At 69.5% G+C, this 11886-nt stretch carries 9 protein-coding genes; 5 read left to right on the top strand and 4 right to left on the bottom strand.

The annotated features are described in order from the left end of the window. Nucleotide 1 precedes the first annotated feature (1 nt). Nucleotides 2-901 carry a cysteine synthase CysM gene (gene cysM, locus PM1_RS07860; RefSeq protein WP_009616888.1) on the bottom strand — a complete coding sequence of 300 codons (900 nt, stop codon included), beginning with the start codon at nucleotides 899-901 and terminating at the stop codon, nucleotides 2-4. Between the two features lie 332 nt (nucleotides 902-1233). On the opposite strand from cysM, the gene PM1_RS07855 reads away from it, so the two are divergent. Further along, nucleotides 1234-3462, top strand: a complete 2229-nt coding sequence (locus tag PM1_RS07855; RefSeq protein ID WP_009616887.1) for a TonB-dependent receptor domain-containing protein — start codon at nucleotides 1234-1236, stop codon at nucleotides 3460-3462. A 30-nt stretch (nucleotides 3463-3492) separates the two neighbouring features. Here the strand turns inward: PM1_RS07855 and PM1_RS07850 are convergent, their stop codons facing one another. Both PM1_RS07850 and PM1_RS07845 read right to left on the bottom strand, forming a co-directional pair. After that, nucleotides 3493-4872, bottom strand: coding sequence for a HAMP domain-containing sensor histidine kinase (locus PM1_RS07850; RefSeq protein WP_009616886.1), 1380 nt, complete (start codon nucleotides 4870-4872; stop codon nucleotides 3493-3495). Continuing rightward, nucleotides 4850-5560: a response regulator transcription factor gene (locus tag PM1_RS07845; RefSeq protein ID WP_009616884.1), complete on the bottom strand. Its 711-nt coding sequence runs from the start codon at nucleotides 5558-5560 to the stop codon at nucleotides 4850-4852. Before PM1_RS07845 ends, PM1_RS07850 begins: the two co-directional genes overlap by 23 nt. A 140-nt stretch (nucleotides 5561-5700) precedes the next feature. On the opposite strand from PM1_RS07845, the gene PM1_RS07840 reads away from it, so the two are divergent. The 4 genes from PM1_RS07840 (at nucleotide 5701) to PM1_RS07825 (ending at nucleotide 10392) form a co-directional block, all read left to right on the top strand. Beyond that, the gene (locus tag PM1_RS07840; protein ID WP_024128544.1) at nucleotides 5701-8475 is read left to right on the top strand and encodes a response regulator; all 2775 of its coding nucleotides are present in this window, start codon (nucleotides 5701-5703) and stop codon (nucleotides 8473-8475) included. 8 nt (nucleotides 8476-8483) lie between these two features. Then, a complete protein-coding gene (locus PM1_RS07835; RefSeq protein ID WP_009616882.1) occupies nucleotides 8484-9473 on the top strand; it encodes a 2-hydroxyacid dehydrogenase in 990 nt (329 codons plus the stop codon). An 80-nt stretch (nucleotides 9474-9553) separates the two neighbouring features. Further along, nucleotides 9554-9994: a hypothetical protein gene (locus tag PM1_RS07830; RefSeq protein ID WP_009616879.1), complete on the top strand. Its 441-nt coding sequence runs from the start codon at nucleotides 9554-9556 to the stop codon at nucleotides 9992-9994. Then, nucleotides 9991-10392, top strand: coding sequence for an META domain-containing protein (locus PM1_RS07825; protein WP_009616877.1), 402 nt, complete (start codon nucleotides 9991-9993; stop codon nucleotides 10390-10392). The genes PM1_RS07830 and PM1_RS07825 overlap by 4 nt, the downstream gene beginning before the upstream one ends. Before the next feature lie 345 nt (nucleotides 10393-10737). On the opposite strand, the gene gcvT is transcribed toward PM1_RS07825, so the two are convergent. Then, entirely contained in the window at nucleotides 10738-11850 is a 1113-nt protein-coding gene (gene gcvT / locus PM1_RS07820) for a glycine cleavage system aminomethyltransferase GcvT (RefSeq protein WP_009616875.1), read from the bottom strand. Nucleotides 11851-11886 lie beyond the last annotated feature (36 nt).

The raw sequence follows: 11886 nt of genomic DNA, 5'->3' as shown, positions 1-11886 counted from the left end.
GTCAGCTGGGGTCGTAGATTCCGGAGGACAGGTAGCGGTCGCCGCGGTCGCAGATGATCGCCACCAGCACCGCGTTCTCCAGTTCGCGGGACAGGCGCAGCATGGCCGCCACCGCACCGCCGGAGGACACGCCGCAGAAAATGCCTTCCTCGCGGGCCAGGCGGCGCATCACGTCCTCGGCCTCGCTCTGGTGCATGTCCACCACGCGGTCGACGCGGCTGGCGTCGAAGATCTTCGGCAGGTATTCCTGCGGCCAGCGGCGGATGCCGGGGATGGACGAGCCTTCCATCGGCTGCAGGCCGACGATCTGCACCGCCGGGTTCTGCTCCTTGAGGTAGCGCGACACGCCCATGATGGTGCCGGTGGTGCCCATGGAGCTGACGAAGTGGGTGATCTCGCCGTGGGTCTGGCGCCAGATCTCCGGGCCGGTGCCCTGGTAGTGGGCCACCGGGTTGTCGCCGTTGGCGAACTGGTCCAGCACCTTGCCCTTGCCTTCGCGCTGCATCTGGTCGGCCAGGTCGCGGGCGCCTTCCATGCCCTGCTCCTTGCTCACCAGGATCAGCTCGGCGCCGTAGGCGGTCATGGCCGCCTTGCGTTCGGCGGTGGAGTTGTCCGGCATGATCAGGATCATGCGGTAGCCCTTGATCGCCGCGGCCATGGCCAGGGCGATGCCGGTGTTGCCGGAGGTAGCCTCGATCAGGGTGTCGCCGGGGTGGATGTCGCCACGCAGCTCCGCGCGGGTGATCATCGACAGCGCCGGGCGGTCCTTCACGGAGCCGGCCGGGTTGTTGCCTTCGAGTTTCACCAGCAGGGTGTTGGAGGTTTCCCCGGGCAGGCGCTGCAGGCGCACCAGCGGAGTATTGCCGATGCACTCGGCGATGGTGGGGTACTGCACGGTCATGGAGTCGCTCGTCGTCAGCAAGGCCAATCTGGATAGCGGCCTATGATACCGGTAAACCGCCGCCGGCCATATCGGCAAGCGCAGCGAGTGGCATCGGCGGCGGCATCCGCGCCTGCCTCGCCGCCCCGGATTCCTTGCTCGGAGACCGGAACATCCGCGTAGGAAATCTCCGCAATTAACATGCTGCCACAATGCGTTCCAGCCCCCATGAGCCGGGCGCTGCAGTGCGATTTCAGGCCTCTGCTGACATATGCAGTAACTTTCATGAAGATGAAAATGATTTGCGTTACCGACAGGCTCCGCCGCCATCACGAGCAGTCAGGAGCCTACCGATGTCCATTCCTCTTTCCCGCACTTCCCTGGCCGGCGCCATCGCCCTGGCCATGGCCGGCCAGGCCCAGGGCAACGACACCCTGAGCCTGGGCGACACCGTGGTCACCGCCGCCGGCTACGAACAGAAGGTCACAGAAGCGCCAGCCAGCATCAGCGTGCTGACCCGCGAGGAACTGCAAGAGAAGCGCTACAGCAACCTGGCCGAGGCCCTGGAAGACGTCGAAGGCGTCGACATCGGCCAGAGCACCGGCAAGACCGGCGGCCTGAACATCAGCATCCGCGGCCTGCCCAGCGACTACACCCTGGTGCTGATCGACGGCCGCCGGCAGAACAGCGCCGGCAACATCACCCCCAACGGCTTCGGCGAGACCTCAACCAGCTTCATGCCGCCGCTCTCGGCCATCGAGCGCATCGAGGTGATCCGCGGCCCCATGTCCACCCTCTACGGCTCCGACGCCATGGGCGGGGTGGTCAACATCATCACCCGCAAGGTGGCCCGCGAATGGGGCGCCAGCCTCAGCCTCGACCACACCGTCCAGGAACACCGCGACTACGGCGACAGCAGCGGCACCAGCCTCTACGCCAGCGGCCCGCTGGTGGCCGACCGGCTCGGCCTGAACCTGCGCGGCAGCTTCTTCGACCGCAGCGCCTCGGACCTGAGCTTCGACGACGGCGCCACCGTCAGCCGCCGCGGCGCCTCCCCGGTAGAAGGCCAGAACTACAACATCGGCAGCCGCCTGACCTTCACCCCCAACGCCGAGCACGACATCTCCCTGGACTTCGAGCGTGGCCGCCAGGCGTACAACAACGACGACTGCCAGTTGGGCAGCCTCGACGGCAAGGCCGGCGGCAGCGCCACCGACGGTTGCAGCCGCGACGCACCGACGCGCGCCAACGGCTACAAGGACGAACTGCGCTTCGAGCGCGACCAGTTCGCCCTCTCCCACACCGGCCGCCTGGGCTTCGGCACCCTGGACAGCAGCCTGACGCACAGCACCACCGAGACCATCGGGCGCACCATCCCCGGCACCGTCGGGCGGCCCTACAGCGGCTACCCGTCGATCGTCGGCGGCGACGACCGCACCCTCAAGTCCACCGACCTGGTGCTGGACAGCAAGCTGGTGATGCCCCTGGGCGAGGCGCACATGTTCACCCTCGGCGGCCAGTACTGGGACGCGAAGGTCGAGGACGGCATCGCCACCGAGGAATTCCAGCAGAGTTCCTGGGCGCTGTTCGCCGAGGACGAGTGGCGCCTGCGCCAGGACCTGGCGCTGACCCTCGGCGGCCGCTACGAGGACCACGAGGCCTTCGGCGGGCACTTCAGCCCGCGCGCCTACCTGGTGTGGAACACCACCGACAGCTGGACGCTCAAGGGCGGCGTCAGCCAGGGCTACAAGACGCCCACGCTGAACCAGTTGCACGACGGCATCAACGGCGTCAGCGGCCAGGGCCAGATCCTCACCATCGGCAGCCCCGACCTGGACCCGGAAACCAGCACCAACACCGAATTCGGCATCTACTACGACAACCTCGCCGACTTCAACGCCAACCTCACGCTGTTCCACACCCGCTTCAAGGACAAGATCGACAGCGGCACCCCGATCCCCAACTGCAACTGGCCGGACGCGCCGAACCAGGCCGGCTGCATCGACATGGGCAGCAGCTTCCTGCAGGAGAACTTCGCCCAGCAGGTGAACATCGGCAAGGCCCGCACCCAGGGCGTGGAACTGGCCGGACGCTGGGCCTTCGCCCCGGCCCTGAGCGCCTCGCTGAACTACACCTACACCGACAGCGAGCAGCTCAGCGGCGACGACAAGGGCGCCCCGCTGACCAACACCCCGCGACACATGGCCAACCTGCGCCTGGACTGGCAGGCCAGCGAGCGCCTGAAGCTCTGGCTGAAGGGCGAATACCACGGCGAGCGGGCGCGCTTCACCGCGCGCTACGCCAACCTCAACGCGACCAACCAGGCCATCGCCGACCAGTTGGGCGACCTCGACGCCTACCAGGTGTTCCACCTCGGCGGCTCGTTCAAGGCCACGCGCAACCTGACGCTGAACGCCACCCTGTACAACCTGTTCGACAAGGACTTCCTCGGCGGCGACTCCTACACCGCCGCCAACGGCACCACGGGCTGGGCCTCGCACTACATCCAGGGCAGCGCGGGGACCAGCGGCACCCTGGAGGAAGGGCGCCGGCTGTGGCTGTCGGCGGTGATGGAGTTCTGACGGCCGCCGGTCGCCTGGCGCCGCACGGCGTCAGGCGGCCGGCAGGCGCAGGTGCATGCGCAAGCCGGGGTTGCCGCGCTCGGCCCAGAGTTCGCCGCCCTGCAGGCGGATGGCGCTGCGGGCGATGCTCAGGCCCAGGCCGAAGCCCTCGCCGGAACGCGCCGCGGAAAGGCGGGTGAAGGGCAGGAAGATGCGCTCCAGGTCGGCGGCCTCCACCCCCGGCCCCCGGTCGGCCAGGCACAGGTGCCAGTAGTCGCCTTCGCGCTGGCCGAGCAGGCGGACGCAACCGCCCTCCGGGGAATGCCGGATGGCATTGCGCAGCAGGTTCTCCAAAGCCTGCGCCAGGCCATTGAGGTGGCCGCGGACGACGCAGTCCGCCGGCACCTCGCAGTGGAAGCGCGAAGGCGCCCAGCCGGACTCGAAGCCGGCGTCCTCCACCAGCAATTCCCACAACGGCAGGATGGCGACGTCCTCCAGCGGCAGGCGCGGCCGCTCGGTGTCCATCCAGGCCAGCTCCAGGGTGTTGGCCACCAGCCGCTGCATAACTTCCACCTCGCGCTCCAGGCGCAGGCGCAGCGGGTCCTCGGCCGGCGCGCTCTCGGCGGCGACGCGCAGGCGGCTGAGCGGCGTGCGCAGCTCGTGGGACAGGTCGCGCAGCAACTGGCGCTGGAACTCCACGTGGCCGCTCAGGCGCTGGGCCATGTGGTCGAAGGCGCGGCCCAGCTCGCCCAGTTCGTCGCGGCGGACGCTGACCTCGCGGGCGGCGCCCGAGCCCAGGTCGTCGGCGCGCAGCGCGTTGGCGTGCTCGCGCAGGCGCGCCAGCGGGTGGATCAGTTGGCGGTAGAGCAGCCCGCACAGCAGCAGCGCCAGCGCGGCGGGCACCACCCCATGGGTGAAGATCCGCGCCAGCGTGGAGTAGCCGGCGGGCTTGAAGCGTTGCGGCAGCTGCAGCACCAGGCGGCCGTCGGCGGGGTGCTCGGGGAAGGGAATGCCGATGTAGGGCAGGCTCCGGCTGCGGTTGCTCACCGGCCAGTCGAGGCCGCGCTGGAAGGTCAGGCGCGTGGCCTCCTCGATGCTCAGCGGCTGGCTGCCCAGGGGCTGCAGGCGGCCGTCCAGCGCCACCATCCAGGTCTGCTCGCTGGCCCGCATGCGTGCCAGCCAGTCGTCCACCGCGGCCTCGCCGCCGGCGTTCCAGGCCCGTTCCAGGTCGGCCGCGTAACCGCGGAGCACGGCCTGGGCCTGGGTATCGAGGAAATAGCCGCGGCGCTCGACCTGGCGGCCCCAGGTCCAGGACAGCCAGATCAGCACCAGGCAGAGCAGCACCACCGGCACCGCCAGGCGCCAGAACAGCGAATGGCGGCTGGGCAGTACCTGGCGGACGCGCCGCTCACTCGGCACTAGCGAAAACATAGCCCTTGCCCCAGACCGCGCGCAGTTGATGGCGCGCATAACCGATGGACTGCAGCTTGCGGCGCAGGTGGCTGACGTGCATGTCCAGGCCGCGGTCATGGGCGGTGTAGCCACGGTTCAGCACGTGCTGGTAGAGGAACGGCTTGCTCAGGGTTTCGTCGACGTTGCCGAGGAAGGTTTCCAGCAGGCGCTGCTCGGTGGCGGTGAGCGCCGCGGACTGGCCTTCCCAGGCCACCTCGCAGGGTTCCTCGCTCAGCCGCAGCCCGGCGTCCGCGGGGCCGGCCGGCAGCAGGCTGCCGCGCTCCAGGGCGACGCGGCGGAGGATGGCGTCGATGCGCACGTTCAGCTCCGCCAGGCTGAAGGGCTTGGGCAGGTAGTCGTCGGCGCCCTGGGAGAAACCGGCGATGCGGTCCTGCTCGGCGCCCAGGGCGGACATCAGGATCACCGGCACGCGCTGCTCACGGCGCAGCTGGCGCAGGGCCTCCAGGCCGCTGCAGCCGGGCAGCATGACGTCCAGCAGGACCAGGTCGAAGGCCTCGCTCAGCGCCTGGTCGAGCCCCTCGCGGCCGTCGCGGCACCAGGTCACGGCGAAGCCGCGCTGGCTCAGGTGGCTGTGCAGGTGGGCGCCCAGGGTAGGGTCGTCCTCGATGGTCAGCAGGCGGGGTTGGCTGGTGGCGGTCGGCGTCATGACAAACAAGACTTATTCGCGAACGACAAGTATTCATGACAGCGCCTGCCCAGGGCAAGCGCAGCCGTCCGGCGGTCAATGTTCGGGATTCCCGCCCGGCGACCCGCTAAACTGCCCCGAAACCGTTGGGGAGGACGCGCGTGTTCAAGGATCTCGGCATCAAGGGGCGGGTGCTGCTGCTCACCCTGCTGCCCACCAGCCTGCTGACGCTGGTGCTGGGCGGCTACTTCACCTGGGTGCAGCTGTCGGACATGCGCGTGCAACTGATCGAGCGCGGCCAGTTGATCGCCGAGCAGCTCGCCCCGCTGTCGGCCTCCGCCCTGGACCACGGCGACCTGCCGCTGCTGGAGCGGATCGCCAACGAGGCCCTGGACCAGCCCGACGTGCGCGCGGTGACCTTCCTCAACCCCGAGCGCGTGCGCCTGGTGCATGCCGGGCCGAGCATCCTCACCCCCATGCCCAGCGGCGACGGCAGCCACCTGAGCCTGGTCAGCAGCCTGGACACCACGCACTTCCTGCTGCCGGTGCTCGGTCGCCACCGCAGCCTGTCCAGCACCCCGGAAGAGGACGCCAACCGCCTGCTCGGCTGGGTCGAGCTGGAACTCTCGCACCACGGCACCCTGCTGCGCGGCTACCGCAGCCTGTTCACCAGCCTGCTGCTGATCGTCACCGGGCTGGTGGTCACCGCCCTGCTCTCCCTGCGCATGAGCCGCGCCATCAGCGCGCCCCTGGGGCAGATCGCCCAGGGCGTCGCGCAGCTCAAGGAAGGCCGCCTGGAAACCCGCCTGCCGGCCCTGGGCAGCCACGAGCTGGACGAGCTGGCCGCGGGCATCAACCGCATGGCCGAGGCGCTGCAGAGCGCCCAGGAAGAGATGCAGCACAACATCGACCAGGCCACCGAGGACGTGCGGCAGAACCTGGAGACCATCGAGATCCAGAACATCGAGCTGGACCTGGCGCGCAAGGAGGCCCTGGAGGCCAGCCGCATCAAGTCCGAGTTCCTGGCCAACATGAGCCACGAGATCCGCACCCCGCTCAACGGCATCATCGGCTTCACCAACCTGCTGCAGAAAAGCGACCTGACCGTGCGCCAGCAGGACTACCTGGGCACCATCCAGAAGTCCGCCGAGAGCCTGCTGGGGATCATCAGCGAGATCCTCGACTTCTCCAAGATCGAGGCCGGCAAGCTGATCCTCGAGAACATTCCGTTCAACCTCCGCGAGCTGGTCCAGGACACCCTCACCATCCTCGCCCCGGCCGCCCACGAGAAGCGCCTGGAGCTGGTCAGCCTGATCTACCGCGACACCCCGCTGAACCTGGTGGGCGACCCGCTGCGCCTGAAGCAGGTGCTGACCAACCTGGTGAGCAACGCCATCAAGTTCACCCACGAAGGCACCATCGCCGTGCGCGCCATGCTCGAGGACGAGAACGACGAGCGCGCGCAGCTGCGCATCAGCGTGCGCGACACCGGCATCGGCCTGACCAACGCCGACCTGCGCGCGCTGTTCCAGGCCTTCAGCCAGGCCGACAACTCGCTGTCGCGGCAGGCCGGCGGCACCGGCCTGGGGCTGGTGATCTCCAAGCGCCTGATCGAGCAGATGGGCGGCGAGATAGGCGTGGACAGCAGCTCCGGCGAGGGCTCGGAATTCTGGATCAGCCTGAGCCTGCCCAAGGCCCGCGAGGACAGCGACGACAACCTGCCGGCGCCGCCCAGCGGCCACCACGTGGCGCTCTGCGAACCCCATGAGCTGACCCGCGCCGCGCTGCACCACCAGTTGGAGGACTGCGGCCTGGAAGTGCACGAGTTCGAGGACCTCGACGCCCTGCGCGCGGCCCTGGACAAGCCCGCCGACGCCGGCAGCGCGCCGATCGGGCTGGCGGTGCTCGGCGTCAACCTCGCCGACAGCCAGCCGGACGTGCTGCGCCAGACCATCCGCGACTTCGAGTTCAAGGGCTGCAAGACCCTGGTGCTCTGCCCCACCGTCGACCAGTCGCAGTACAACGCCGTGCTGCCCGAAGGCCAGGTGCAGAGCAAGCCGGCCTGCACGCGCAAGCTGCAGCACGCCCTCGACCAGCTCCTGCACCTGCGCCCGGCGCGCCAGGACAAGCCCTCGCCGCGGGCCGAGCGCCAGGTGCCGCACCTGCTGTGCGTCGACGACAACCCGGCCAACCTGCTGCTGGTGCAGACGCTGCTTTGCGACCTGGGCGCGGAAGTCACCGCGGTGGACAACGGCCTGGCCGCGGTGGAAGCGGTGCAGCGCGAGCGCTTCGACCTGGTCTTCATGGACGTGCAGATGCCCGGCATGGACGGCCGCCAGGCCACCGAGGCGATCCGCCACTGGGAAGCCCAGCGCGAGGTCAGCCCGGTGCCCATAGTCGCTCTCACCGCCCACGCCCTGGCCAACGAGAAGCGCGCCCTGCTGCAGGGCGGCATGGACGACTACCTGACCAAGCCCATCGACGAGCGCCAGTTGGCCCAGGTGGTGCTCAAGTGGACCGGTCTGGCCCTGGCCGGCCGCGGCGTGGCGGCCCAGGGCGCGCGCTTCGCCGCCGACGGCCTGGCCGTGCTCGACCCCGAGGAAGGCCTGCGCCTGGCCGCCGGCAAGGCCGACCTGGCCGCCGACATGCTGGCCATGCTGCTCGCCTCCCTGGCCGCCGACCGCCAGGCCATCCGCCTGGCCCGCGAGCGCAACGACCGCGCCACCCTGATCGAGCGCGTGCACCGCCTGCACGGCGCCACCCGCTACTGCGGCGTGCCGCAACTGCGCGGCGCCTGCCAGCGCGCGGAAACCCTGCTCAAGCAGAACGACCCGCAGGCCGGCGCCGCGCTGGAGGACCTGGACCACGCCATCGGCGAACTGACCCGCGCCACCGAAAGCCATACCGGGCAGCGCACGCCCCACGACACCCATTGAGGCCGGCCATGCGCATCATCCTGTTCAGCAGCCAGAACTACGACCGCGAGAGCTTCCTCGCCGCCAACCCCGGGCACGGCTTCGAACTGCACTTCCAGCAGAGCCCGCTGCGCCCGGACACCGCCGCCCTGGCCATGGGCTTCGAGGTGGTCTGCCCGTTCGTCAACGACGACCTCTCGCGGCCGGTGCTGGAGCAACTGGCGGCCGGCGGCACGCGGCTGATCGCCCTGCGCTCGGCCGGCTACAACCACGTCGACCTGGCCGCCGCCCACGCCCTGGGCCTGACCGTGGTGCGGGTGCCGGCCTACTCGCCGCACGCGGTGGCCGAGCACGCCGTGGGGCTGGTCCTGGCCCTGTGCCGGCACCTGCACCGCGCCTACAACCGCACCCGCGAAGGCGACTTCTCGCTGCACGGCCTGACCGGCTTCGACCTGCACGGCAAGACCGTCGGCGTGGTCGGCAGCGGCCAGATCGGCCAGGTGTTCGCGCAGATCATGCGTGGCTTCGGCTGCCAGGTGCTGGCCTACGATCCCTACCCCAACCCGGCCATCGAGGCCCTCGGCGGGCGTTTCGTCGGCCTTGACCAACTGCTGGCCGAGTCCGACATCATCAGCCTGCACTGCCCGCTCAACGAGGCCACCCGCCACCTGGTCAACGCCGGCAGCCTGCAGCGCATGAAGCGCGGCGCCATGCTGATCAACACCGGCCGCGGCGCGCTGGTGGACACCCCGGCGCTGATCGAGGCGCTCAAGAGCGGCCAGCTAGGCTACCTGGGGCTGGACGTCTACGAGGAGGAAGCGGAAATCTTCTTCGCCGACCGCTCCGACCTGCCGCTGCAGGACGACGTGCTGGCGCGCCTGCTGACCTTTCCCAACGTGATCATCACCGCGCACCAGGCCTTCCTCACCCGCGAGGCGCTGGCGGCCATCGCCGGGACTACGCTGGACAACATCGGCGCCTGGCGCCAAGGTGCCCCTGTCAACCTCGTCGAACCCTGAGCCCCGGGGGCCGTGGCCACGCCGCCACGGTCGCGAGTCCGGGCCACTTCCCCTACTATGGGCGGACTTTCGGAGGACCCATGGCTCAACACGATTTCCGCTACAACCTGCTCAATCCGCAACACACGCTGAACGAATGCCGCGCGCTCGGGCCGGGCCTCTACCAGGTCACCGGCAACGGTGGCTCGATCCAGAACGGCGACACCCTGCTGGTCAGCCTCAAGGGCAGCCGCGACCTGAGCATGACGCTGACGGTGGACAAGGTGCGCCACCTGATCAACCCACCGGGGCAATGGACCGCGGTGGCCAAGGGCCCGGTGTTCAAGGAACTGTCGATCCTCAACTGGCAGGTCAAGTGCGACGGTTGCGGGACCATGCTGGACTTCGAGTTCGCCGTCGACGCCAGCCTCGGCAAGCCCGCCCACGCCCCCGCCGCCACCGCGCGCATCGCCGAACTGGGCTGGACGGTGGACGGCGACCGCCACCTCTGCCCCGCCTGCCAGGCCCGGGGGAACCCATGAACAAGACACTGACGACTCTGCTCGGCGCCCTGCTGCTGGCCGGCTGCGCCCAGCACCCGACGGAACCCGAAAGCGACCAGGCCTACCGCGTGGAATGGATCGGCAAGCGCCCGCTGGTGGGCCGCAGCCACGTCAGCCTGACCTTCGATGGCCAGGGCCGCGCCTTCGGCAACGCCGGCTGCAACCACTGGTTCGCCAGCTACCAGCTGGACGGCGAAACGCTGAGCTTCGGCCAGCCCGGCAGCACCCGGCGGATGTGCGCGCCGGCGCTGATGGAGCAGGAGCAGCGGTTCTTCCAGGCGCTGGGCGAAGTGCAGCGCTGGGAAATCACCGACAAGGGCGAACTGCGCCTGCTCTCGGCCGACAGCCGCGTGCTGCGGATGTGGCCGGAGGATTGAGGCGCCCAGCGGCTCTTCGTAGGAGCGAGGGGGACGCCTAGTTCTTGCTCGCGAACGAGGCTCATTCTTGGCTTTGATGCTTTGGATTGACTCCGCGCCCTCTCCCCAGCCCTCTCCCTGAAGGGAGAGGGGGCTTGTCCGTGCCGAGAGAGGGTATGGCTCCAGTCGGAAACCAACGGTGCTGCCGGCTGACTCCAAACTGCCCGAACACACCGAACGGTCCCCTCTCCCTTCAGGGAGAGGGTGCTCTCAGGCCTGGCGCCGAAGTCCCCGGAAGCCTCGTTCGCGAGCAAGCTCGCTCCTACGAAAACCACCAGCAGCGTAGGACTCCGTCCGCGATGCTCCTCAACCGCGGTAATACCGCTGCGGCACGAACGGCGTGCGCGCCACCTTCATCGGCACGCGCTTGCCGCGCACCATGGCGAACACTTCGCTGTCCAGCGCCGCATGGGCGCTGGCCACGTAGCCCATGGCCACCGGCGCGCCCAGGCTCGGGCCGAAGCCGCCGCTGCTGACCTTGCCGATCACCGCGCCATCCGCGTCGACTATCTCCGCCCCTTCACGCACCGGCACGCGCTCCTGCGGCAGCAGGCCGACGCGCTTGCTGGCCACGCCTTCGCGCTGTTGGGCGAAGATGCGCTCGGCGCCGGGGAAACCACCGGCACGCTCGCCATCGGCGCGGCGCACCTTGGAGATGGCCCAGCCCAGGCTCGCTTCCACCGGGGTGGTGGCGCTGTCCATGTCATGGCCGTACAGGCACAGGCCGGCTTCCAGGCGCAGCGAGTCGCGCGCGCCGAGGCCGATCGGCTGCACTTCTTCCTCGGCCAGCAGCGCGCGGGCCAGGGCTTCGGCGTGGGCCGCGGGCACGGAAATCTCGTAGCCGTCCTCGCCGGTGTAGCCGGAGCGGCTGACGTTGCATTGCGCGCCCAGCAGCTCGACGCTCGCTACCTGCATGAAGGTCAGGTCCTTCACCGCCGGGGCGAAGCGCGCCAGCACCTCGGCCGCGGCCGGGCCTTGCAGGGCCAGCAGGGCGTGGCTGTCGAACAGCGACTCGATCTCGCAGCGCGCGCCGATGTGCTGGCGCAGGTGCGCCAGGTCCTGGTCCTTGCAGGCGGCGTTGACCACCAGGAACAGGTGGTCGCCGGCGTTGGCCACCATCAGGTCGTCGAGGATGCCGCCCTCGGCGTTGGTGAACAGCGCGTAGCGCTGCTGGCCGACCGGCAGGTCGAGGATGTCCACCGGCACCAGGCTTTCCAGCGCAGCAGCGGCGTCGGCGCCGCGCAGGCGCAGCTGGCCCATGTGCGACACGTCGAACAGGCCGGCCCGGGCGCGGGTGTGCAGGTGCTCCTTGAGCACGCCCAGCGGATATTGCACCGGCATCTCGTAGCCGGCGAAGGGAACCATCTTCGCACCCAGTTCCAGGTGCAGGTCGTACAGCGGCGTCTTGGCGAGGCTCATGGCGTCTCCTTGGCGAAAAAAAGGCCGCGCCGGCGC

The sequence above is a fragment of the Pseudomonas sp. M1 genome, from assembly GCF_022760135.1.
GTDB lineage: Bacteria > Pseudomonadota > Gammaproteobacteria > Pseudomonadales > Pseudomonadaceae > Pseudomonas > Pseudomonas citronellolis.
Note: the sequence above shows the minus strand (reverse complement) of the source record. Positions and strands in the feature narration are given on the sequence as shown.

What these genes read in the sequence shown, in the direction of transcription:
- cysM (WP_009616888.1), bottom strand. Translation starts at nt 901, where the DNA reads ATGACCGTGCAGTACCCCACCATCGCCGAGTGCATCGGCAATACTCCG.
- PM1_RS07855 (WP_009616887.1), top strand. Translation starts at nt 1,234, where the DNA reads ATGTCCATTCCTCTTTCCCGCACTTCCCTGGCCGGCGCCATCGCCCTG.
- PM1_RS07850 (WP_009616886.1), bottom strand. Translation starts at nt 4,872, where the DNA reads ATGTTTTCGCTAGTGCCGAGTGAGCGGCGCGTCCGCCAGGTACTGCCC.
- PM1_RS07845 (WP_009616884.1), bottom strand. Translation starts at nt 5,560, where the DNA reads ATGACGCCGACCGCCACCAGCCAACCCCGCCTGCTGACCATCGAGGAC.
- PM1_RS07835 (WP_009616882.1), top strand. Translation starts at nt 8,484, where the DNA reads ATGCGCATCATCCTGTTCAGCAGCCAGAACTACGACCGCGAGAGCTTC.
- PM1_RS07830 (WP_009616879.1), top strand. Translation starts at nt 9,554, where the DNA reads ATGGCTCAACACGATTTCCGCTACAACCTGCTCAATCCGCAACACACG.
- PM1_RS07825 (WP_009616877.1), top strand. Translation starts at nt 9,991, where the DNA reads ATGAACAAGACACTGACGACTCTGCTCGGCGCCCTGCTGCTGGCCGGC.
- gcvT (WP_009616875.1), bottom strand. Translation starts at nt 11,850, where the DNA reads ATGAGCCTCGCCAAGACGCCGCTGTACGACCTGCACCTGGAACTGGGT.